The 20,668-nt window shown below is 40.3% G+C and carries 15 protein-coding genes; 9 read left to right on the top strand and 6 right to left on the bottom strand.

Annotated features, from left to right (window positions below):
* The first annotated feature begins 261 nt into the window (after positions 1–261).
* The 4 genes from ACW689_RS05375 to ACW689_RS05360 all read left to right on the top strand — a co-directional run bounded on the left by ACW689_RS05375 (position 262) and on the right by ACW689_RS05360 (position 4,104).
* Complete coding sequence (locus ACW689_RS05375; RefSeq protein WP_476289091.1) at positions 262–1,617, top strand: DASH family cryptochrome; 1,356 nt, start codon at positions 262–264, stop codon at positions 1,615–1,617.
* Positions 1,614–1,763, top strand: coding sequence for a DUF2256 domain-containing protein (locus ACW689_RS05370; protein WP_476289089.1), 150 nt, complete (start codon positions 1,614–1,616; stop codon positions 1,761–1,763). The genes ACW689_RS05375 and ACW689_RS05370 overlap by 4 nt, the downstream gene beginning before the upstream one ends.
* Positions 1,760–3,331, top strand: coding sequence for a cryptochrome/photolyase family protein (locus ACW689_RS05365; protein WP_476289087.1), 1,572 nt, complete (start codon positions 1,760–1,762; stop codon positions 3,329–3,331). Before ACW689_RS05370 ends, ACW689_RS05365 begins: the two co-directional genes overlap by 4 nt.
* Positions 3,332–3,474: 143 nt before the next feature.
* Positions 3,475–4,104 carry a LysE family translocator gene (locus ACW689_RS05360; RefSeq protein ID WP_476289085.1) on the top strand — a complete coding sequence of 210 codons (630 nt, stop codon included), beginning with the start codon at positions 3,475–3,477 and terminating at the stop codon, positions 4,102–4,104.
* Position 4,105: 1 nt separating this feature from the next.
* Here ACW689_RS05360 and ACW689_RS05355 read toward each other — a convergent pair whose 3' ends face one another.
* Entirely contained in the window at positions 4,106–4,690 is a 585-nt protein-coding gene (locus ACW689_RS05355) for a hypothetical protein (RefSeq protein ID WP_476289083.1), read from the bottom strand.
* 273 nt (positions 4,691–4,963) lie between these two features.
* Positions 4,964–5,689, bottom strand: coding sequence for a substrate-binding periplasmic protein (locus ACW689_RS05350; protein ID WP_476289081.1), 726 nt, complete (start codon positions 5,687–5,689; stop codon positions 4,964–4,966).
* 199 nt (positions 5,690–5,888) lie between these two features.
* On the opposite strand from ACW689_RS05350, the gene ACW689_RS05345 reads away from it, so the two are divergent.
* From ACW689_RS05345 to ACW689_RS05330, 4 genes are all read left to right on the top strand, one after another.
* Positions 5,889–6,410, top strand: a complete 522-nt coding sequence (locus ACW689_RS05345) for an RNA polymerase sigma factor (protein ID WP_476289079.1) — start codon at positions 5,889–5,891, stop codon at positions 6,408–6,410.
* A 16-nt stretch (positions 6,411–6,426) separates the two neighbouring features.
* Positions 6,427–6,795, top strand: coding sequence for a DUF6768 family protein (locus tag ACW689_RS05340; protein WP_476289077.1), 369 nt, complete (start codon positions 6,427–6,429; stop codon positions 6,793–6,795).
* Between the two features lie 124 nt (positions 6,796–6,919).
* The gene (locus ACW689_RS05335) at positions 6,920–8,965 is read left to right on the top strand and encodes a winged helix-turn-helix domain-containing protein (protein ID WP_476289075.1); all 2,046 of its coding nucleotides are present in this window, start codon (positions 6,920–6,922) and stop codon (positions 8,963–8,965) included.
* A 160-nt stretch (positions 8,966–9,125) separates the two neighbouring features.
* Complete coding sequence (locus ACW689_RS05330; RefSeq protein ID WP_476289073.1) at positions 9,126–11,321, top strand: tetratricopeptide repeat protein; 2,196 nt, start codon at positions 9,126–9,128, stop codon at positions 11,319–11,321.
* Positions 11,322–11,403: 82 nt separating this feature from the next.
* On the opposite strand, the gene ACW689_RS05325 is transcribed toward ACW689_RS05330, so the two are convergent.
* Positions 11,404–11,793 carry a VOC family protein gene (locus tag ACW689_RS05325; RefSeq protein WP_476289071.1) on the bottom strand — a complete coding sequence of 130 codons (390 nt, stop codon included), beginning with the start codon at positions 11,791–11,793 and terminating at the stop codon, positions 11,404–11,406.
* A gap of 127 nt (positions 11,794–11,920) precedes the next feature.
* Here ACW689_RS05325 and ACW689_RS05320 point away from each other — a divergent pair, with 127 nt between their 5' ends.
* Positions 11,921–12,457, top strand: coding sequence for a GNAT family N-acetyltransferase (locus tag ACW689_RS05320; RefSeq protein WP_476289069.1), 537 nt, complete (start codon positions 11,921–11,923; stop codon positions 12,455–12,457).
* 30 nt (positions 12,458–12,487) lie between these two features.
* On the opposite strand, the gene ACW689_RS05315 is transcribed toward ACW689_RS05320, so the two are convergent.
* The 3 genes from ACW689_RS05315 to ACW689_RS05305 all read right to left on the bottom strand — a co-directional run bounded on the left by ACW689_RS05315 (position 12,488) and on the right by ACW689_RS05305 (position 20,393).
* Positions 12,488–16,576 carry a GEVED domain-containing protein gene (locus ACW689_RS05315; protein ID WP_476289067.1) on the bottom strand — a complete coding sequence of 1,363 codons (4,089 nt, stop codon included), beginning with the start codon at positions 16,574–16,576 and terminating at the stop codon, positions 12,488–12,490.
* 496 nt (positions 16,577–17,072) lie between these two features.
* The gene (locus ACW689_RS05310) at positions 17,073–19,880 is read right to left on the bottom strand and encodes a TonB-dependent receptor plug domain-containing protein (RefSeq protein ID WP_476289065.1); all 2,808 of its coding nucleotides are present in this window, start codon (positions 19,878–19,880) and stop codon (positions 17,073–17,075) included.
* A gap of 333 nt (positions 19,881–20,213) precedes the next feature.
* Positions 20,214–20,393, bottom strand: a complete 180-nt coding sequence (locus ACW689_RS05305; RefSeq protein WP_476289063.1) for a hypothetical protein — start codon at positions 20,391–20,393, stop codon at positions 20,214–20,216.
* Positions 20,394–20,668: the final 275 nt, after the last annotated feature.

Raw genomic sequence — 20,668 nt, 5'->3', positions numbered from 1 at the left:
CTAAAAAGCGTGATAAACAAAGGAAATGCGATGACTAAAACATGCGCCGAAAAAGTGACAAAGATATGTAACATATTGAATTAAAAGCTAACAATGTAATTTAAAGCGTGTAATTCTTCTCTGGGCGTTTGTCCAGGAGCAAAACGCTCTAGTTTGAAATTCAGTTGTTTAAGCATTTGCGGTTCACATTGATAGTGAACTTTTTAACGTAGGGATGCGTAAAATTTTGTACATAGCAATTAAGTCAAAATATACTTTTTAATGACCAAAGCGGCTTATTTATTCACCCACGATTTACGCCTAAGCGATAATCAATCACTCTCAGCAGCAATCGAGTCGTCTGACGAACTCTCGATTATCTTTATACTTGACCCAAATTGGTTTAGACCAACTAATTACCATCAAAAGCCAATGGGCAGTCACAGGTGGCGTTTTTTAAAAGCATCGCTTCTGGATATCAGTAAAAGATTGAACTTTTATGGTCAAAACTTGAATATACTAATTGGCAACCCTGTGATTGAATTGCATCGATTTATCGAAGCAAACGATGTCGCTAGGCTGTATCTCACCAAACAGTTCGGCTCTTATGAGGTGGAGTTAATTGACCACTTACAAGTGCTCAATCCTGGGTTACATATTCAAGAGTTTTGGCAATCAACATTATTTACCCGATCGGAATTAGACTTTTCATCAGTGTCCCTAAGCTCTTTCACTCAGTTCAAAAATACGACCAAGCATTTGAGTAAGCATGTTAAACCTCCCGAAGGCTTGCCTAGTTCTTTAATTAAGAGCTCAAACTTATGTGACGAGAAAAATTTTGAAAGCAAACTTGCACTGTTTGAAAAACAATTTGTCACTATGTCATCAAGTTCGGCTCTCGATGAAAAATTCACTGGTGGGGAAACTGCAGGTAATACTCATCTTCATCACTATTTCTGCACACACAATGCGTCTAGCTACAAGCAAACACGCAATGAGTTGGATGGTTGGGAGAATTCAACGAAATTTAGTCCATACTTAGCGCTCGGTAACTTATCGGCTAAGCAAATATGGTACTCAGTGACAAACTACGAGTCGTTATCTGGCGCAAACGAGTCCACCTACTGGATACGGTTTGAACTTTTGTGGCGAGAATACTTTCAATGGTTGTTGTACCGTTATGGTAAAGCATTTTTTAGATTTTCTGGCCTTGCAAATAAGGCACCCCTTACAAGTTTTTATTCTCAACGTTTTAAATTGTGGTGTTCGGGCAATACCCCGTACCCATTGGTGAATGCGTGTATGCGAGAGCTCAATGAAACAGGGTATATGTCAAATAGAGGTAGGCAAATTACAGCGAGTTGTTTGGTAAATGAGTTAGCCGTGGATTGGCGCTATGGGGCGGCATACTTTCAACAGCAGTTAGTTGATTTTGACATAGCCTGTAATTGGGGAAACTGGCAATACATAGCCGGAGTAGGGGTCGATCCAAGAGGTGGAAGACACTTTGACATAGATAAACAAACGGCGATGTATGATCCTGACAGTGAGTTTGTAAATAAGTGGGCTGAAGGTGTTGGAATAACAACTAGCGATCACGTCGACATTGATGACTGGCCAATAGAGCAGAAAAAATGAAAAAGGAACATTTACCTTCAAAAATATGCGTTGTTTGCCAGCGTCCGTTTAAATGGCGAAGGAAATGGCGACTTAACTCGCATGACGTGAAGTATTGCTCCAAGCGTTGTGCATCGAGAAAATCTATTTTAGTGGAACAAAAATGAAGACTCTGTATAAGAAATTGCGTTTGATACTCGGTGATCAGCTAAATGCATCACATAGCTGGTTTAAAATTAAGGATGATCAAACTTTGTATGTTATCGCTGAGCTTCATCAAGAGACAGGTTATGTAAAACACCATATCCAAAAAATATGTGCATTCTTTTGCGCGATGGAACAGTTTGCAACTGCGCTACAGCAAGCTGGTCATCGTGTTCAGTATATGACGCTTGATGACACTTATGCGTTTAAAACACTGGCTGATTTAATCAATGATTTAATAAATCAATATGGCATTGATGTTTTTGAATATCAGCTTCCTGATGAGTATAGGTTAAGGAAGCAACTAGCAAAGTTTAGTGAACAGACAGCGGCGCAAGTAACGAGTTATGAAAGTGAGCATTTTTATCTAGATGAACAGGCCTTGAGTAAGGAGTTTCAAAAGGGAAAAAGACACCGTATGGAGGCGTTTTATAGGAAAATGCGTAAACGATTCAATATATTAATGCAAGGTGTAGAGCCTTTAGGTGGCAAGTGGAATTTTGACCATGATAATCGCAATAAGTTAACGCATAGCGACTTCAATGAAATACCAAACCCGCTTTTATTTGATAACGATGTAGCTCATATTCTAAAAAGGCTAAATAAACATGATGTTCAGACAATTGGTACGTCAAATCAAGTCTCGTATTGGCCAGCAAACCGCGCTCAGGCGAAAGCATTGTTGGCGTACTTTTGTGAAAACTGTCTACCTCACTTTGGCCGATTTCAGGATGCCATGACTTGCGAGCTCGACAATGTATTTGAGTCGAGGCAGTGGAGCTTATTTCACTCGCGTTTGTCGTTTGCCATAAATGTAAAAATGCTGAGTCCCATGTTTGTTGTTAATTATGCTATTGACCACTACATGCAAAATAAAAATCGAATCTCCGTATCTCAGATAGAAGGGTTCGTAAGGCAAATTATTGGATGGAGGGAGTTTATTCGCGGCATTTACTGGGCAAATATGCCTCATTATGCGCAGCAAAACTTTCTTAAAGCTGATAAAAGTTTACCAACGTGGTTTTGGAACTCGAAAACAAAGATGAATTGCATGCGTCGTGCAATCGAACAGTCACTCGACTATGCCTATGCTCATCATATTCAGCGTTTGATGATAACTGGAAATTTTTGTTTGATCACAGGTATTAACCCTAACGAAGTAGATGAATGGTATCTCGGAATTTATATAGACGCCATAGAATGGGTTGAGATGCCTAATACCAGAGGGATGAGTCAGTTTGCAGATGGCGGCATTGTTGGCTCAAAAGCCTATGCCGCAAGTGGTAATTATGTAAAAAAGATGAGTGATTACTGCAGCGCCTGTGAATATCAAGTAGATAAAGCGTCAGGTGCACAGGCTTGTCCTCTAAATTCGCTTTATTGGCGTTTTATGGTTCAACATGAAGAGGCGTTCTCGAAAAATCCGCGTAATCGAATGGTTTATGCCAACTGGCAAAAGAAAAGTAGTGAAGTGAAAAAGAGCATATTGGCACACGCAGAGTATTGCATTGAGAATATAAACAAGCTGTAGTGCCTGTAAAGTATAGTTGTACAATATTGTAAAGGGCCTTTACGTGTTGTTTACCTTCTGAAAGACACAAAATTCGCGTGCATATTTGCGAAGTATTGAATATCATTTTCATCTTTGATTAGGGGTAAAAAGGGCACATCACTATGGAACTGTCTACTTGGCTTAGCTTAGCGTTGATTTGCATATTAGGGGCTATGTCTCCAGGACCAAGTTTGGCCGTCGTTTTAAAACATTCGCTTCATAATAGCGCTGCACATGGTATCGTTGCTAGTCTGAGCCACGGGTTTGGAGTGGGGGTGTACGCTGCGTTATCATTATTAGGATTGGCGGGCTTAGTCAATCGCTACCCAATTTTATTTCAAATAATGGTATTTGGTGGGGCGATGTACTTAGCATTCATGGGTATAAAAATACTGACAAGCAAGACAGGCAGTTTATCGGTTGAGAGTCCGAGTGCGACTTCTGATTATGGTAAAGCGGCGAGAGATGGTTTTGCGATAGCCTTTCTCAATCCCAAATTGGCGATCTTTTTCCTGGCACTCTTTTCTCAGTTTATCGTCCCTGAAAATATGACGCTACAGTCAGCCTTTATCATGTGTTCGACCGTACTGATCATTGATACTGTATGGTACTTTGCTGTATCGGTATTAAGCGTTAAAGCAAGAGATAAATTTAGCTTTATTTCAAAACGAGGGATCATAGACAAGGTGTTAGGGTGGATGTTTTTACTGTTAGCTTTGCGAGTCGTTATTGAGCAACTACAGCATATCTAGATTAATCAAAGCTATCGTTATAAAGCTCAAAAATAGTTTCTTTAAGGTCATCGAGTCCTGAATTAATATTCATGATCTCAAGCGCTACGGCGGTCTCGTTAACAAATCGACTGAGTGCGACTTCAAATGTGGCGCATCGCTCATTTGGCAGTGCAAGCGTGACGGGGGCTTGAGTGATGATTTGTTGTATATAATTTGCTAAATAAGGATGTGTCCTTATTACTAGGCCAGAAAGTGAAAGCGATAGTACTGAAAATTGAATGGTCGTATGTGGTATTTTTAACACAATGCCATTGAGCCGTTTTGTGATCCAATGCCTATTACTGGTTTCTGCTGAGAAGATATTGGGAAGATCGCATGAAAAAGTTGGTAATCCTTCATTTGTTGTGTTGAATTGAGCGGGAAAATAGACAACTTCAGAGTTTACTTTAGCAATAACTTGTATATCAGTTGCTTGACTTAACGTGTGCAGCCAGTGCTTCAGCTGAGCAGCATGATTATCCTCAAGACAAATATCAAAGTGGGGTGAACCGTCTTCTTTCATGACTTGAGCTATAAATTGGGTCTCTTCCTTTGAAAGCTTCATTTTAATAGTCCACTTAAAGTCGTTTATTGAGTATATATACACACTGTACCCTTTCAAGGGATTGTTACAAGTCTATGTGCATTTGTCTAAACAGGCTATTACATTTAATTACATCTTAAGAGTTCAACGGTTAGAGAAAGTTTCTATCTGTTGATACACTAATATCGGCACAAATATCAGAATATTTAGGGTTAATATTAATTCAAAAAGCTAAACAGTGTTAATTGGGACAAAAGGGATTTTTTCCGTAACTTGTAAAAAGCTTGAAGGTGGTTAATCTACAAAAGGAACATATTCAATGCGTTTGTTAAAAATGGTCAGCTCGGCTTGCTCTACCAATTTTTTTAATTCTCCAGTTTTCGTCATTTGTTGGAGCTTTTGGTTAACGATGGGCACTAAATGCGAATGCGTTTTATAAACGTAGTGATATAACTCAAGTTTGTCTAAGCTTTGCTCATGTGCTGCTATATCAGTCATATTCAAACTTCTCAATACAACCAGCCCATCCATTTTGTTTGTGAGCGCGATATCAGCAAGACCGTCTTGGAGTAACTTGAACATTTGAGCGGTATTATCGGCATCCACCACTTTGTTCATTCCCTGCGTTATATTCTCTGTGTGCTTAACACCTCTGACTTTTACAACGTGATAATTTTTCAAATCTGCCGCTGTGAGTATTTTAATACCGCTATTTTTTTTGGTGAACACCATCGTTTCCAAGTAATAATATGGAGTTGGAACTCGAATTGTGTCTGGTGCTTCCCTCCCGTAGCTATGAATGCGCATAATTTCACCATCTTTCATGCCTGTTGAAGCTTCATACTGGGCCCGTTTTCCAGGTAGGGGGGTGATCGTGATTTCAACTCCCAATTGACGATAAACTTCACTTAACACAAGCCTACCAACTTCTTGCTCAATAAGGTGGTTGATCGAAACAAAATGGTAGGTTTTTGCGAGCGCTGGTGCAAAAAAGCAAAGCAAAATTACGAGATACTTCATAGATTCATAACTTAATCTTTCGTAACGTACAGTATAGTCATGATTTTTAGACTATATGAACCTGTAATTACAAAAGTTGAACAAACAGAGCGTTAAGGCCATTGCAGTTAATTTGATGTTTGAAAAATAATTTCAAATTAGCGCGAACCTTTTACAGCACTTTGGCGCCCTATAGAAAACTAAATTGATAAGGGGTGTTATGAATGCAAGTGAAATAGCTATGTTGGTATTGGATGCGCAAAAGGGGGATAAGGCAGCATTTGAAACACTTTGCAGCACCTTATATCTTTCTAGCCATCGTTTTGCGATCAAATTATCAAAAAATACAGCTATCGCGGATGACGTTACACAAGAAGCATGGACTTACGTGGCCAAGGATATAAAGCGTTTGCAAGAACCTAGCGCATTTAAAGCGTGGTTATTTAGAATAGTGTATCGAAGATTTATTGACTACACACGCAAGCATCCATTGACTACAAATGAGAACACTGAGCGTGCTTATACACCAAATATTGACAAGCAGTATGATGTACTGAAATTAATCAATAAATTGCCGGATATAGAGCGTCATACCATTTACCTATATTACTTTGAGCAAATGACGACTTGTGAAATAGGCGCTGTGTTGGAAGTACCCGAAGGCACTGTTAAATCAAGATTATTTCGTGCAAGAAATGAGCTATCTAAATGGGCAAATGAAGCGTTATGCAGAACACACTAAACGTGGAGAGAATGATATGAATATAGATGATAAAATTAAAAAAGGTTTGAATGCTGAGCAACAGCAGTTAGACACAATCTTAACTCACGAAGCCGGCATATTTAAACGCTTAGGTGATATATATCAAGGAAGAATGAAAGTATGGGTGATTATCTCAACCTTGATGGCGTTTTTAGCGTCGTTGGTATTTATATATTGCGGCTATCGGTTTACTGTTGCACCAGAAGTGGAGCAGCAAGTCTTTTGGGGTGTGTGGTTTATTGCCGGACTGCTCGTTCAAGTAACAATTAAGTTATGGCTATTTATGGAAATGAACCGAGTTGCTTTACTCAAAGAGTTGAAAAGAACCGAGTTAAATTTATTGAATGCTCAGAAAAAAAACTAACTATAAAAGTGTGATTAGTGTATTTCGACGCTATTCACACTTTTACACACATAAACAATTGCAATAATTTGTAAAGCCCCTAGTATACAGAAGCGACGGCTAGTAAAAGAATAAGAAAAGGGTAATGTCGGTAATACAATTTGGTGATTTTTGCTTCGATTTAGAGCTTTCTCGTTTAACGCACGCCAATAGCGAAGTTGGATTAGACCCGAGACAACAAGCGCTTTTGTTATATTTTATTAATAATCCACAACGGGTTGTATCTCGCGATGAACTCCAAGCTCATATATGGCAAGGGCTTATCGTCACTGACAACGCAATAAACAAGCTTGTCGCAAATTTGCGTAAAGTGTTGAATGACGACGCAAAAGACCCCAAGTATATTCAAACCGTGCCCAAGATTGGCTACAGGTTTGTTGCGCCAGTTTCTCGTACTTCACACAACAATATTTCAACCGACTCAATGGTTAGCGAAGCGCATAGCGAGAATCAATTTTCAAAAGGTTGGCTTTTACTTGCCGTCTTTTTGGTGATCGTAATGAGTATATTCTGGTTTTTTCAACGCATCTATTCGAAGCCTGAATATGGTGAGACAAGTGCTTTGACTCGCTTTCATGGCTCTAAAATTTCACCCACATTTATAGATAAGCAGCGCATGTTGTTTTTAAATGCAACTCGAAGAGGCCGCTCGTTGTGGCTAAGTAGTGGTCAATCGGATTCAAATGTCGTACCTCAGGAAATTGATATAACAGACTCTGTGATTGAAAATTTGGTAGGTTTTGCAGGGAATGTTTTGGTCTATCATGGGTATAGTTCGAAGTGTGGCTGGTATAAGGCCAGTTTTGACACACAAACGCTGAAGTTATCAACTCCAGAAAAGAGCCATACAGAATGTGATTCTTTAACTGTTCATCGTTCTGCTTATGATACGAAAAATGACGTAATATACGCTTTGGCACACCCAAAAATCCAAGAGCATGACAATCAACTATATCGCGCTAAATTTGGCGAACCGCTTGAACGATTAACTTTAGATTTAGATCGAGAGTGGCGTCTAGTTTCCTTTGATCTTCATGAGCAAAGTGGCAAGATTTTGGTAAATGCTCATTCATTTTCAGGTAAAACCGCCTCGCATTTATATGAACCAGAGACTAACCAACTACATCACCTGAATACGTTTGACAACTTGCTTGAACATGTGGCTTGGGATCACGGTGGCAATGGTCTAGTTTTTGTAACTCAAGCACCTAGCAGCCGTTTGTTGCATTATGCTTTGGACAGCCAAGATACGACATTGTTGGCCAGTGCGAATGAACGTTTATGCTGTTCTATAGTGAGACACCCAAATTCTAAAGATTACGTATTCACAAGTAGTGATAAAAACATAGACGTTAAGTGGCTTAATTCAGGCTATAGCCTTGATAATAGTAGTGTTATCGATAGCAACCCACTATTAGCGCATACTCAAGAAGGTCATTACTTCTTATCGAACAGAACGGGCAAAACGCAAGTATTCTTTCAAAAGCCAAACGAGCCGGCGACGTTACTCAAAGAGTTAGAACGTAGTGCGAGAGTTGAATCAATGGCGCTATCAGAAGATGATACGCTGTTATTGTTGCGTGAAAAACACCGATTGTGGGTTGTGCCAACGTCCGAATCAACGGAACAAAGTGACATTTTTATAGATGGCTATGTGTATTCAGAGCATTGGTTAAGTAATACACTTTTCACTATTACCTTAAAACAGGGTGAGAAAAAGAGTGTTTGGATATATAACAAAGAATTGCAAAAAGTAGCTGAGCTGAACGGCCGTTTTCGGCACATACTTCCAGATCAAGCGATTCCTCAATCTCATTACTACCTAGATGAGCAAAGTAACTTATATCGAGGGACTCCAGAGCAACTGTTTGCCAATCCAACACCAGCAAGTTTAGCATTAATTGGTCAGCTCCCGAAGTTTTCTAACCTATTGATAGAAAATAATATTTTATACCTAGTCAGTCATTATGGCGAAGCGCTTTCTACCTACAAATTGGAGCAAGATAGCATGCAATTTTTGAGCAAGCAGCCATTAAACGCATATCAAGGTTTTGACGTAAATGATGCACAGGTTATTTTTTCAGGTAAAACGCATTATCGCAGTGAAGTTTATCGAACTGTTGCACATTAGTTTGTAAACACACCGTCGTAAGCTTGTGAAGAAAACAAATTCTAATCGTAAAGATGTCTGTTTAGTGTTCGAGGTGTGGGCGAATAATTTTCAATATGACTATATTGTTTCTTAAATTCGTTTAAACTTACTTTATAATTTTTTTCATAATAACCATATAATGTTGAAAGATTTTCTTAAGTTTCCGTACCACTTTGTTGTTGTCTTTTGGTTATCAACAAGTGCACAAGCAAATATCTCTCTTGTTCAATTAGAGCAAGAATTAGTGCAACAGCTAAATATAGATTCAAGTGCTGTACTTGAAAGGGCTGATTTGTTGCTTGGTCAGAAACAGTACGAATTTGAAGCGAACAGAGAAGCATGGTTTTTATTAACTGAAATTAAAGCGCATGCTCAAATAAATTTAGGCCAGTTCGAACAAGCAAAATCTATTGCAGATAAGCTCTATACATTACACAGTGCGCAAGCATATCCAGTTTATAGAGCACGCGCCGCTTTAATCTTGGCTATGTATGGCGAACGCCAAAATAGCGTAGTTACGGTTAAACGTTTTGCCTTAGAAGGCTTAAGTTTGCTTGAAAAGCGCTTCGAACATGATGACTTAAAAGCTGATTTATACGCGGTGCTAAGTACTGCATATCGGCATGAAGCAAACTTTTCTCAAGCACTCAGCTACTCTCAAAAAGCGTTGGCATTATCAAATTTAAATAAATCAAAGCAAGCGGTTATATACAATCAGATAGGGGTTATTTATGACTATATGGGCAATTTGCAGTTAGCCCTTGAGTACCACGAAAAGTCACTTCAGATCAGACGAAAAAATGCAAATCAACAAGGGTTATCTGATTCTCTTTATAACATTGGCGAAATATATAGAGATATGGGCCAATTGGATAGTGCCTTGTCGCATTTCAAACAAGCATTGCAAGTTGATGAGTCCCTTGGAAACCCCTATCACATAGCAAATAGCCAAGGTAAGCTAGGCCAAGTTTATTTAGCTATGGGTCAGCTTGAATTGGCTAAGTCACATATTGAACAAGGCTTAGCGCTTACGCTAAAAATGGATGCACCAAGTGATACTGCTTGGCAATTGAGCAATATGGCTCGCGTCCATATGGCACAAGACAAGCTAAAACCTGCGCTGGATGTTGCTAATCGCGCACTAACTTTGGCGCTTAAAGCAAATGCTAAACGCACCGAGCATACAGTTAGAATGACGTTGCTCGATATAGCCCTTGCAGAAAAAAATGAGAAATTAGCGCGTGAGCAGATAGGTGTATTACTTCAGATGGATAACATTGGGCTGCTATACCAAAAAGAGCTGCATGAAATTAATGCGACCCTATATGAAGATAACGGGCAGTGGCAGCAAGCTTACCATGAACTGAAAAAATACATAGATACGCAACAAAAACTATATTCCGACTTAGAAACGACGAGTACAGAAAAGCTGAAACAAAATGTTGAAGTGGTGCGGCAAGAGCAGGAGCTTAACCTACTAAAAAAAGAACAAGCCCTACAAAAAGCGAAATTAGAAAATTTAGAACTTCAACGTACGGTTATTGTATTAATAGGATTGCTGTTAGCCGGTGGACTGCTACTTATCTATCTAAAACACAAACAGACCCGCCGTATTGCATTTATGGAAGCACGCATGCTGGCAGCTAACCTAGAGGAAAAAAATCAACTGCTTGCGGATGTATCTCACGAACTTCGCACGCCGTTGGCTGCACTTAAACTATCGATAGAGCTTCTCGAACATAATATTGAACCAGATGTTGATAAAGCATATGGGAAAGTGCATAGCAAGATTGCACAGCTAGATAACTTGATCGGTGATATTTATCGATCAGCTCAGTATGATAATAACGCAATGCAGCTTGTTAAATGTGAATGTGATTTAGGTGAATTGCTTTTTGATGTTGTTCATGACTTTATCCCTCAATTCGACAGTAAACCCCAAGAGCTAGTTGTAGAACCTATTTTGGGCAAAGTTACATGCCATGTTGACCCTGAGCGATTTAAGCAAATAGTCGTTAACTTGCTAAATAACAGCTTGGCCTATACGAATGTCAATGGCAAAACGGTTGTGTCATTGGAAGTCGTTGAGCAGCAAAAAGTAAAACTAACTATTTGTGACTCAACGCCCGGTCTAGCTGATAAAGAACTTGAAAAAATATTCGAGCGGTTGTACCGCGTTGAAGCTTCACGAAGCAGAGATCTAGGTGGTTCTGGGCTTGGCCTCGCAATATGCAAGCAAATTGTACTCGCGCACGGTGGTACAATTGAAGCACACCATAGTCATTTAGGCGGGGTTTCGTTTGTGGTGCTTTTAGATGCTGTATCATCTAATTAACAGACGTTGTTTTACGAGCTACCAGAGTTTGGTGTTTGAGCTGAAAATACTGGTAGTTCGTAAAAAGTGAAATATAACGGTACTAATCTTTTGCTTGGACTAAGTGGGTTGCACAAATTTTGTTACCAGAAGGGTCACGCAAATAAGCAAGGTAAAGTTCGCGCCCTAACTTACTTCTAACTCCTGGTGGTTCTTCACAGCTCACTCCGCCGTTAGCGATTCCAGCAGCATGCCAAGCATCCACAAGCTCAGGACTATCAACCTTAAAACCAACCGTCATACCATTGCCATGGGTTGCTTCTTCACCATTGATAGGTTTCGTGAGTCCCAAAATCCCTTGTGGATTGACGTATAAACAGCGACCGAATTCGTCAATAGTGCCGGCAGGGTAGCCAAGCACTTCTAAGATAGCATCGTAAAAACGCTTCGAGCTATTGATGTCATTTGCACCGATCATAATGTGGCTATACATTTTATTCTCCTTAAAAAACGTTCGGTTTCACTTTGCAATATCGTGCTCAAGATGTCTAGCAAGTTTTACTACATTGTTATCTGTCGTTAGAATTGATGAAGGTAAGTATAAAAAGAAGGCTTTATTGGTGAACAACGGGTCATGCGTATTATTTCAATCAAACCGCCTCGAATTTAAGTCCTGTAAGGCGTTATTTCACACAGATGCGCATAAATTCATTGCTCAATTGAGCCAAATTCTAACTAAAAATGTGATTAAAGAATTGCCATCAGATTGGGAGCGGGCGTTACACCCTGACGAAATACGTAGCTGGTTAATCAAGCTGCTTGCGATATGTGACATGCTGGCGATGTTAGATAAAGCGAACGGCGATTTAATTGGGTTATTCATTGTGTATAAAGATGGTCGTTCGGCTCATATTGGTTATTTACTTGGTGAGCAATATTGGCGTCAAGGTCTTGCCAAAGAGGCATTAAAGGCACTTATCCATTATTTTATTGAGCATGATCACCTGGACAAACTTTACGCGGGCGTTGAAAGCGCGAATTTACCGTCAATCAATTTGCTTGAGCATGTAGGATTCATTAAAGGACAAGCCGTGAGTGACTACACAACATCGGTTATGTACGAATTTGACTGTAAAAAAGCTGGCTATCCACGCTAGTAGTTGCCAGCTTTACTTTAAGGTTGAACGTTATTGGTAAGTTACTTTGAGTTCAGTACCTGTACCTTGGCCTGTTACCATAAGGTAGTGCCATCCAGAATTTGGACTATCAATTGTAATAAGCTCTTCACTCGAATTAGCTGTAGTCGCTTTGTTTTCAAAGTTACTGCTGCTTGGCCAGCCCTGACTGTTGTGATACACGCTGGCATCTCCATCACCACCCGTTGTTTTTACCGTGAGTGTTGATTGACCTGCAGGTACTGATATTGAGACATATACGGTTTGACTGCCCATACAAATTGCTTCGCCATTGCTCAATTTGCCTCTAGTTTGCGGAGATTTGGTTTCACATGCATTACTAGGCGGTGTGATCACATCATCTTTGTAGCTGGCTGTTAATGTAACATTATCCGAAGCACTGAATCCTACAACTGATACATAATAGGTACCGCCAGACTTTGTCAGCTTGCTGCTATCGCAGGTTTCATCCACATTACCACCTTTGTAAGGTCGACAATCCCAGTTGCTTGCAGTGTCAGAGTCGCCAAACTTCACGTAGAGATCTGGGTCGCCCGAGCCAGCGCCCATGTGAACATTGATATTAGTCGCACCTTGAGGAACATTGAACGCGAACGTTTTAGTTTCACCTTTGGTCACGTTGATCCCTGATTTGGTTTCACCATTCTTCAGTTCATTGCTAGGCTGCGTTGCATCAGTGATAGTAACATCATAATCCTCAACTTCGCCCCAGCCAAAACTACCACAAGCAGGTACTTTTCCATCTGTCAGTTCATACGACTGCATAACACGCATCACGGTTTTACCCGTAGAGCTAGTTTGCGGCACCGACAACGAGCCAATCACTTCGTCAAAAGTAGTGGCACTCTTTTGTAGTAATAATTCACCTGCGTCATCAAAGCTGTTGTTTTGGTTTAAATCTACATAAACTGCCCAATTCGCCAAGTATGGACCCCCCGAGCCATGAGTAAGACCAATTTCAGTGTCACCACCTTTATTTAATACAAAATCTGCATCTGCAAAGTGGCTAAATTGACTCTTTTGCGACGCATTGTTCTTGTTTCCGACTCTTACATTGCTTGTCCATTGAGTTGGGGAGTTACCATAGGCAATACAATAAGCATCACCAGAAACTGTGACGTCTTGCTGTTTTACATAACTAACGCCGTTTGTAAGTTTTACTTTTGCGCGCACGGTATAAGTACCTGCATACGAATAGGTATGAGTAGGGCTAGACTGTGAGCTGGTGTTATTGGGGTTAACCATACCATCGCCAAAGTCATACTCAATTGAGGCGATGTTTTGGTTTGTATCAGCACTGTCGACAAAGCTTACTGTCAGATCATTTGCTGATACATTAGCCGTAAATTCGGCTGGATTTTGTTCTTTTATATCTACAGTGAAGTCTTCTACTTCTCCCCAGCGAATTCGACCACAAGGCGACGACAGCTTTTCGTAGCTTTGTAGTACACGCATTCTGGTTTTACCCTCTAGTGCTGTGTTAGCAAGACTAAAAGGTCGCGCTATTGCGTTACTGGTATTTGCGCCTGTCCAGTACCAAACACTTTCGCTGTCTTCAAAAGTACCATTTTGGTTGCTATCAATATAAACACGCCACTCTGCGTTGTATGAAGATTTAGAGCCTGTTGCACCTTGACGAACAGATAAGATGTTTTCACCGTGAACGGCGCCCATGACGGTTGCTGTGTGATCAGAATAATTTGTTGCGCCAGATGTAACGCTAGTACCATTGAGTGTTACATTGGCATTGTATTGGTATTTAGGTTGATTACCGTATGCTTGACAATAATCTTCTCCTTCAGGCGCGGTGACATCAATGACCTTGGTATGCGTTACTTTTTCACCGTTCTTCAGTGTGATGGTTAAGGTAACGGTATAGCTTCCTGAAAATAGGTATCTATGGGTTGGATTGAAGTCAGTACTTGTGCTCGAGCGGCTAAATAAACCATCACCAAAATCCCACTCTACAGAAGCAATATCTGAATTCGATACGCCATTAAAGCTTACGTTTAAATCATTAGCGGTAATATTGGGTATAAATTCAGCTGGGTTTTGCTCTTGCTTAATTTCGATAGTGTAATCTTCCACCTCACCCCAAGTGAAATCGCCACAAGCGCCGAGTGTTGTTTCACCATCACGTAACTTGTACGATTGCATAACACGCATACGGGTGGTGCCTGCGAGTGCCGTTTGAGGAATAGTAATGTTACCCAGAACAGGCTCTCTAGATTGCGTTGTTCTAGGTACTGAATAGTGTAAAAGTTCGTCTTCGCTAAAGGTGTTATCTTGGTTTAAATCAACATAAACTGCCCAATAGGCAGCGTAGGGACCAAAGTCGTTGCCACGAGTACCTTGCTGTAGTGTGATACCAGTTGAAGAACCCGCATAGGCAGTAAATGCCTCTTTTTGCGTTTGATCCGTATAATTTCTACGCCATGTTTCATGCGTGAGACCATTCACGCCAACGCTTTCTATATGTTGATATAGCGCATTGTAGCCTTTAGCTGTGCAGTAACCCATGCCAGGCAAAGCGGTAACAGTGACTTCAGTATTCGCTGAATGAATAAGGCCTTGATTATCGGTAGCAGTGTAGCGAACCGTGTATGTGCCCGGAAATTGATAAGTATGCGATACATTATCGCCCTGAGCATACGGTTCATTATGATAAACACCATCTCCAAAGTCCCACAAAGTTGACACAATACTGCCGTCACTATCATTTGCTTGGCCAGAAAAGCTAACGGTTAAGTTATTATCCGTTGTGCTAACTTGTGTAATTGTCGCGTTAGGTGCAATGTGCGCACTTGTACGAAGTGCTGACATGGTTTCTGCACGCTCATTGTGTACGCGCGCATTGTTGTTGGTTGCCGTCGTACCACCCACTTCATCTTTGTACATTTGTTCTGGGTTTGACCAAACATTAAGTCGCTCACCACAGTCCGAAATGGCCATCAGTGTACGCCACGTTTTATCAGTATTACAAAAACCGTGCCCATAAGCGAACGGGGTAGTGGTGGAGTCGTTATCGTGACGCGCGCCATATAAATGGCCGAGCTCATGGGCGAAGGTATTTTTGAATGTACCCCAACTACTCAGTGTAAATAATGCGCTTTGCTCATCGGTGCCTATTTGTCCTGCCCAGCCAGCCCAAGGAGACGACTTATTCTTATCCGCTAAAAATACCATGACATCAGCTTGATGTTCATCACGCAGACTCTTTAATTCAACGCCAAAGCCATTTGGTGCTAGCGGGTTTGGATTTTTTAGCCAGTCACTAGAGTTTTCATTGAGTAGCGTTGAGTTGTCCTCTGCCATGTCACCCGTCGATTTGTAGCCGGTCTGATAAGCATGCACGATGCGTACGGTGGCATTTACGCCACTGGCAACGTAACTGTCGTTGGTGTCTTTTTCCATAAGCGCTAAGTACGCGTCAATATCGCCAACTTCTTTTGCGACTTCTTCTGTGTACGCAACTATGACTGTTACCTCAGGACTCGTTTCATCACTATTTAACACATTAGCGAGTGCGCGGTTTAGGCCCTGGAAAGTCGTCGTGTTTGACAAGTCATTAATTTGTGGGTGCTCGGAATCATCAACTTGAGTCTTATCATCTATAAATTTACTCAATTTATAAATGCTACTTTTATTGCGTGATGGACTCAGTAAATAGCCAACGCCGTTAACTTGGATTTTAGCGCTGTAACGGTTATTCACGCTTACCATTGAAAGCGTGGCACCGCTGTCATAGGAGCGACCTGAAATGAGAACTTTATTGTCAGTCGCCAGAGTGACTTTAGTCAGTTCAATTTGAATATATTGACCATCAATTATAAGGCTCAGTAGGTCGCCCGCTTTTAATGTACTTGCGTTAATTGTATTAATCTCGACTGGTTGCACTAATGCGTTTTCAGCAGCCGAATTAACACCAAACGCTAAATTGTTATTTTTTTGTTGTAGCTTAGTGATTTGACTGTCAAAAGAAATAGCGTGGTTAAATAAATTAACTTCCTGCGCAAGCGTAGAAAATGATGTAGTAATCGCCAATGCAGCGGCTATTTTTGTTAGTTTATGCTGTTTCACTGCGTATACCTTAGTTGTTTTTTTGCTCAAATAAAGGTTTGAGCGGTTCCTGTTAACGAGAGACCTGTGGAAAGGTGAATCGCACGAACATATAAGTATAATGTATACAATATACTTATATGTTCGTTCAGTATACATATTGGTGAAATGATTGCCATAAATTTGTGCTGTTTTTGGGGGGTATTGTTATAAATAAGTAATTATTATCAATTTGGCTAATATGATAATGCTTTGGTTTAGGTTAAAGATTGGTATAGATTATTGAACTTGAGGTAATAGATACCAAAAAACCTGTTTGACTACGTGATGATCAGTGCAGGTAGAACAAGGCTGTTGTTACATTGAACTATTGAAAATCTAGTTGACTAATAAAAGGCTAAAAACCAAATGTTTGAAGCGTATTGTTGACCAAGAGATAAAGTGAAACAATTAAAATATCCTAAATAGCCCTGCAAACGCAGGGCTATTTTGTTTTTACGGAGAAAGGACTGTCGTGTTAAAAGTTGACGTCAATTCCAACGTACCCAGAGCGGCCTAGGATCGACCAACCGTTATATGCACCGCGAGATGTGGTCCAGTGATCACCACCATTATTGTCTGTAATGTTATTCAGGCCAACGTAAAAAGACATGCTATCGCTATACTGATAGTCGGCACGCAGATTGTGAATAAGGGAGTTACGAGGTGTGTCTGAATCTCGATAATCTGGCGCTGAATCATCATTGTAACGGCCAGATTGTTTAAACTTAAATGTCCAAGTCAAGGTTAAATCTTCAAACTTGTACTTAGTTTTCAGATTGGACATCCATTTAGGATCGCCTAGCTGTCCTGCTTCATTGTTAGTTTCTACAATCTGTTCAACAATATTGAATGTAGAAGCCGAGCGCTCTAAAATACGGCTTGCTTTAAAATCAAATGACAGCGCGTCCCAACTATAGTAAAGCTCAATATCGACACCTCTGGCTCGTGCAGAGTCATAGTTAAGACTCAGTGGTCTCACAAAGTCTACATCACCATTACTTTTACGCTGGATCAGCTTACAAAACATGTTATCTACGCTGTTCACTTGCAAGTCTACGCAGTTTTCCATTACGGCTGTACCACCGAAGCCTGAAATCATGTCATCGAGCTTAATATCATAAAAATCAACAGATGCAGTAAAGCCTTCCAAATATTCGTCTGGCGTAAATACAAGACCTACGGTTAGCGTATCGGCTTTCTCTTCTTTTAAATCCGGGTTACCCGAATTTTTCACTTGCGCACGTTGAGTTTTAATATTTGAATTCCAACCTTCGGAAATACCCAATAATGCACAGTTGGCTTTACGTCTACCATCAGCTGGTCCTCCGTTGATATTAGAGTCATCACAAGGGTCGCTTACATCAGAGTAACCAATACTTTCTGCGCCATATAGCTCTTCTAATTGTGGTGCCCGTACTGCTTGAGAGAAAATTGTGCGTAAACGAATTACATCACTAAGCGCCCAATTTAAAGCAAGTTTGGTACTTTCAAAACGACCATCACTGCTTGAGTAATCAGCAATACGATATGCGGCTTCAAGGTCGACCTGTTTTGCGTATGGCATGTCACTTAATAAAGGTACTAGCACTTCTACGTACGCTTCTTTAATATTACGGCTTTTATCTATTGATTTTTTAACAGAGCTTAACTTACCTGAAGACCACAATTCAGAGGGATCAAAATCAAGGCTTTCATAACGAATATCGATACCTGTACTAACTTGAACCATACCCGCGTCAAGTTCATACACGTCTCCCGCTAAGTTCGCCTGAAATGCGTGATTTACAGCGATAGTATCGGAAATAAAGCCGTCAACAACGTAATCCATCAAGGCTTGTGATTGACGCTCAAAAGGGTTAAAAGTAGGGCAGTTACCTTGTGCTTCACAGTCACCAACAACTTGCAATTTATTATTCAACCGGTCTTGACGTAGTTGACTTGGGCTATCAAGCTCAAATTTAGAGCGCCCAGTTGTAAAGCTGACATCCCAGAACCAATCATTATTGTATACACCTGAAAGTGATAAATTGGTTGAGAAAAAGTCTCTTTGCGTTTTACTAGTACGGCCACCGTGTTCATAGAATGTGTGGTGGAAGCCTATCCAATCATCATCACTAAAGTTATCGGTAATTGAAGCTGGAGTATCAAAAAGCGCTTTCACCTCTGAAACCTGCATCCAAGCACGCTTAAATGGCGGATCGATTACATTATGAGATGTATTACGAGAAAGTGTAATATCATACGCAAGATCAAAATCGTCGAATTGATAGTTGAGTGAGCTATACAAACTAACGCGTTCAAGTGGATCTTCAATATGCCCCCATCGCGTACCTTCATAACCGTTTTCTTCATCGACCAACCAGCCGTCATACATATCACGATAACGCGCTCTTAGTGCTACATCTTGGGTTGACTCATCAAAGTCATACCAATCGTAACCACCATCTTCATCGTTATAAACTGAGAAGATAGTTTGTGGCACACCCCATGGGATAGGCGAAAGCCCAGTTTTCCATATTTTACTTGGCTGCCCTTCGCCTTTATTCGGATTAGTTACAGAACGTTGATAGTTATATGACTTTGCACGGTTCTCCTGTGTAAGTGCCGACTCAGACAAGTAATCGAATGAGACGGTTAAATTACCTTTATCTTCATCAAAATTAAAGCCATGCGTCACTGATAGGTTTCGTGTACTGTGGCCTCCTTCTTGCGTTCCTGATACTTGGGCGTTTGCCGTGGTACCTTCAAAATCTTTTTTCAGAATAAAGTTAACAACCCCAGCGACGGCATCTGATCCATAGATAGCTGAAGCTCCACCTGTCATAATTTCAATACGTTCAATAAGCGACGACGGGATAGTTCCAACATCTGTTAACATTCCTTGATAGTCCGTTGCAACAGAAGGAGGGCGTTTGCCATTTACCAATACTAGCGTTCGCGCTTCACCTAAGTTTCGAAGGTTTATTACGTTAAGTCCTGCGTTACCAAAACTGTAGTTCCCTGATGCTGAATCAAAACCATCGGCAAACATTGGTAAGCCAGTCAAAATGTCGTTAACGTTTTGTGCACCCGTAACTTTGATATCCTCTGCCGAAACAACAATAGTAGGTGAAGGTGCTTCGAAATTGAGGCGCTTAATTCTTGAACCTGTCACCTCAATTCGCTCTGGCTTATTAGCTTGTTCAGAACTGTCTTGTGCAAATGCAAAATTACACGAAGTGGCCACGGCTATAGCGATTAGGCTTTTGCAGAATGCGGTGTTTATATTCCTGTGATGACGCATTGAGATACCCCTTAAATATCATCTTTATTGTTTTAATTAGTGAGTGAAACTGACATACAGCTCAACTCAACCAAGGTATAATGTATACAATATACTCAAGTTGAATTATTGCAAGTACTTTTATTGGGGAAATTTCATTAATTGATGTTGGTCGTTTTTTTAGAGCGGAGCAGTATCGCTAGGATTGTATTGAACTGTGTTGCGAGATAAATTAGATTTTAACTTTATTGGCTTTTAAAAAAACAGTGGCAGAAGAACCAGGAAAAAACATTACTTAACAAGGTCTTGAACCTTGTTAAGTACTGTTTTAGAAATTAAGACAGACCTAATATGTTAGCATATTTGCGAGCCTGGCGTGATTTGTTTACATGCAGACGCTTCAGTAGGGTTCATATCAGGCGTTCCATCTAAACCGCCTCTCCCAGCATTCGCCAAAAGTGTTTTTTCTTTTCCTAAGATAATAAATTGTGATTTAAGAGTTTTAATCGTTTTCTTCTTTAATGCTAATTTCATTTTATTTTCCTTATATGCATAGAGTTTAAAGTAAAGTTTACTATTTTGAGTCAAATAGGTGATATTCAAACCTTGCAAATGAATACTGTATGCAATATATTTTTGTCAATATTCTAATCTCATGAAACTTGTTGAATAGATACAATGCACTAAGCCCGTGAACTCACATAATTTTTGAAACAGCTCAAAACCCTGATACGAACGCTACGCAAAGTTATTGTGCAAGGTTCGAGTTTGGAGTTAATGGTTACTTGAATTTAGTATTTGAAGGTTGA

Source organism: Pseudoalteromonas sp. ABE4_541, assembly GCF_056312285.1.
This window is presented reverse-complemented; position numbering and strand designations above follow the sequence as displayed.

Excerpts from the sequence above, each read along its gene's own strand:
- ACW689_RS05375 (WP_476289091.1), top strand. The coding sequence starts at position 262 with ATGACCAAAGCGGCTTATTTATTCACCCACGATTTACGCCTAAGCGAT.
- ACW689_RS05305 (WP_476289063.1), bottom strand. The coding sequence starts at position 20,393 with ATGAAATTAGCATTAAAGAAGAAAACGATTAAAACTCTTAAATCACAA.
- ACW689_RS05360 (WP_476289085.1), top strand. The coding sequence starts at position 3,475 with ATGGAACTGTCTACTTGGCTTAGCTTAGCGTTGATTTGCATATTAGGG.
- ACW689_RS05370 (WP_476289089.1), top strand. The coding sequence starts at position 1,614 with ATGAAAAAGGAACATTTACCTTCAAAAATATGCGTTGTTTGCCAGCGT.
- ACW689_RS05325 (WP_476289071.1), bottom strand. The coding sequence starts at position 11,793 with ATGTATAGCCACATTATGATCGGTGCAAATGACATCAATAGCTCGAAG.
- ACW689_RS05310 (WP_476289065.1), bottom strand. The coding sequence starts at position 19,880 with ATGCGTCATCACAGGAATATAAACACCGCATTCTGCAAAAGCCTAATC.
- ACW689_RS05355 (WP_476289083.1), bottom strand. The coding sequence starts at position 4,690 with ATGAAGCTTTCAAAGGAAGAGACCCAATTTATAGCTCAAGTCATGAAA.
- ACW689_RS05365 (WP_476289087.1), top strand. The coding sequence starts at position 1,760 with ATGAAGACTCTGTATAAGAAATTGCGTTTGATACTCGGTGATCAGCTA.
- ACW689_RS05350 (WP_476289081.1), bottom strand. The coding sequence starts at position 5,689 with ATGAAGTATCTCGTAATTTTGCTTTGCTTTTTTGCACCAGCGCTCGCA.
- ACW689_RS05335 (WP_476289075.1), top strand. The coding sequence starts at position 6,920 with ATGTCGGTAATACAATTTGGTGATTTTTGCTTCGATTTAGAGCTTTCT.
- ACW689_RS05345 (WP_476289079.1), top strand. The coding sequence starts at position 5,889 with ATGAATGCAAGTGAAATAGCTATGTTGGTATTGGATGCGCAAAAGGGG.
- ACW689_RS05340 (WP_476289077.1), top strand. The coding sequence starts at position 6,427 with ATGAATATAGATGATAAAATTAAAAAAGGTTTGAATGCTGAGCAACAG.
- ACW689_RS05330 (WP_476289073.1), top strand. The coding sequence starts at position 9,126 with ATGTTGAAAGATTTTCTTAAGTTTCCGTACCACTTTGTTGTTGTCTTT.